Below are 2,484 nucleotides of genomic sequence, written 5' to 3' on the forward strand. Positions count from 1 at the left end.
TCTCGTGGCACATCCCGATGCGACCCCGCTGGAGCAGCCGGCGGCGAAGCAGCGGCAGGGGCAGCCGGCCCGGCCGGGTCTCGTGGCACATCCCGATGCGGCTTCGCTGGAGCAGCCGGCGAAGCCGCATTCGGCTGGCCGGCATTGTCCATCGATCTATGAACATCACCCGAACCCGGCGACGGCGGTAAGGGTGCACCTGGCTGCTCGGACGTTGGCGACGGAACTTGGCCAGGCCGCTGCGCGGGGGCTCCCACAGGGCCCGTGCCCGGTTTCCCGGATAGCGGGGGTGGACCTGATGGATGCTGTCCGGGTTTCGTCGTTGAAGGCGGCGATTTCTGGTTGAGAAGATTTTGCAGGGCGTTCACCGGCGGCTTCCAACTACCGGCGGTAGGCACACGTACGGCGGCGCTGGTTACGTCTTCGGCATTGTCACTGTGCGCTTGGTCAACCAACGACGCGATCGCGTCGGCCTGATCGTCGGAGTCGCTATCTGAGTCGTCTTCTAGCTCGCCGATCTGCTGCTGAGTGGCTTCGACGCGGTCAGCGATCTTTGATTTCGTGTCCGCAACGGTGTCACCGGCATTCCTATACCACGTGATCGCGTTGACCAGGTGCTGCTGCAGCCCGGTCAGTTCCTCGATGACCTCATTCAACTTGCCCTTGGCAGCGTTGGCCGCGCCACCCTCCCAAACACCACCGTCAAAGATTTCGCTGCGCTCATGCTGCAAACCCTCCAACGAACTCGTCATCTGCTGCAGAATCTGCGTGTAAACCTGGGCACGGTCATACAAGGTTTGCTCATCAATTTCGACCCATCCGCCCGGGTCGAGCATCTCATCGGCATATTCACCGGTGGGCTTGGTTACCCCCATGACTAGTCTCCAACCACCTGGCATGCAGCTCGGATTGTGAGGGCAGAGTATGCCCCTGCAGCTTCTAGATAACTGTCAGCCAATACGTAGCTGGGTACCGCAACAACGAAGGCTCGGTAATATTGCGCGGAAAGCGCAGCAAAATCCTCAAGCTCGGGATTGCCACTCCGCTGGCCGAGCTGGTCTGCTTTATCGGCAAAGGCTGTCATCTTTGATGCTGCGGCCTGACTCGCGGATGTCTGATCCGGCGTCCACTGGCTGGCTGGGATATTCAGGTTTTGACTACGAAAGGTCTCAGTTTCGTCATCGAACTGCAGGTACGCAGAACTCCAATCTTTGCAAACGATGTTGGCGCTGGTGAGGAAGCGCTGCGGGTTAGCCAGGTCGCCGGGTGACGCGGTCTGCGATGGCTGCAAGGAGGGCGAAACCAATGGTCCGCGTCTCGCCGCTGCATCAAAAGCAACGGAGTCACAGATCGCTCCCAGCGCACTTGCTGTGCTGTTCGCGACACCTGCCAGGCGATCGTCCGGCGGTGCGTAGTTGGAAATGTGGTCGGCGTACTCGCGCGCATAGGCGATGAACTGCTCGTAGAGTTCGCGCATCACCCGGTGCGGCGTCAGTTTGGCCAACGGAACAGTCTGGTCGGCGGCGGTGCGCATCGCCTGCCCGACCGCCTCGTATTGGCTGCGCTGCTCAGGCGTCCACGCGGTGGCCGGAATCGACGGATCACGCTGGCCCCACCCGTTATGGGTGCTGGTGGCAAAGGCTTTGCCTATGGCTTCCCACGCGCTGCAGCTGGGGTCTTGAGTGATGACCGTGACCGGCCCTTTGTCATTGGCGCTGGCGATGTCGGAAGCCGCGGTCGACGTCGTTGTGTTTTTTGCGTCTCCGCTCGAATTCGAATGCAGCACAACAACCGTTACGGCTGAGATAAGAGCGAGGGTAACTACGACCACTCCTGAGACCACCCACTTGACGCCGCCGCCTTTATTCGGCGGACCCGCCGGCGGATACCACGGCTGCTGATACCCCGGGGGCGGGCCTGGCGGCTGAGGGCCGTGAGGACCCGGCATCGGCGGTGGGGGCCACGATCCCGGGGGCGGAGCGGTCATAGTCGCTCCTTAATTCCACGCCAACGCAACTGGACCCCTCTCACCGATGCGGCGGCCCGGACGACGGACAAGCCACGCAGCTGGACTTATCCAAGCTTAAGTGATTCGTGGGCCTGCTTGGTGCGCCAAAGCAGCGGCGTGGTCACAATCTCGAATACGACTGGCCACCGGCGGGATCAATGCAGAATCCGGACTGACTCCTGTTGGTTGCCCAGCAGGGCTGCCCATCGAAGTCCACCTGCCAGCTGTGGACAAACATTGCCCGCGCCGACGATGGGGATGGCTGTTCAGAATTGATGCCCGAGGCGTGTTTTGGTGGCCCTAAGTGTGAAGAATCCACTGACACCCGAACAATCCCAGGCCCAAGTCGTCGACGCCGCCAAGGAAATCGTTCACACCCTTGGACTACAGCCGATAGAGCCGGCGTTCTGGCACGAGTCCTGCAACGACCAGCGTGACCCGCCCTTCGAAGGGAAAATCATGATCGGCTACCCGAT

The 2,484-nt window shown here is 61.4% G+C and carries 1 protein-coding gene and 1 pseudogene; both read right to left on the reverse strand.

The features are described 5' to 3' along the window. Window positions 1–875: pseudogene (locus ABDV69_RS21020) on the reverse strand (secretion protein EspK); the annotation flags it as partial. A 2-nt stretch (window positions 876–877) separates the two neighbouring features. Then, complete coding sequence (locus ABDV69_RS21025; protein WP_343577735.1) at window positions 878–1,786, reverse strand: hypothetical protein; 909 nt, start codon at window positions 1,784–1,786, stop codon at window positions 878–880. Window positions 1,787–2,484 lie beyond the last annotated feature (698 nt).

Source organism: Mycobacterium sp. (assembly GCF_039583785.1).
Lineage (GTDB): Bacteria > Actinomycetota > Actinomycetes > Mycobacteriales > Mycobacteriaceae > Mycobacterium.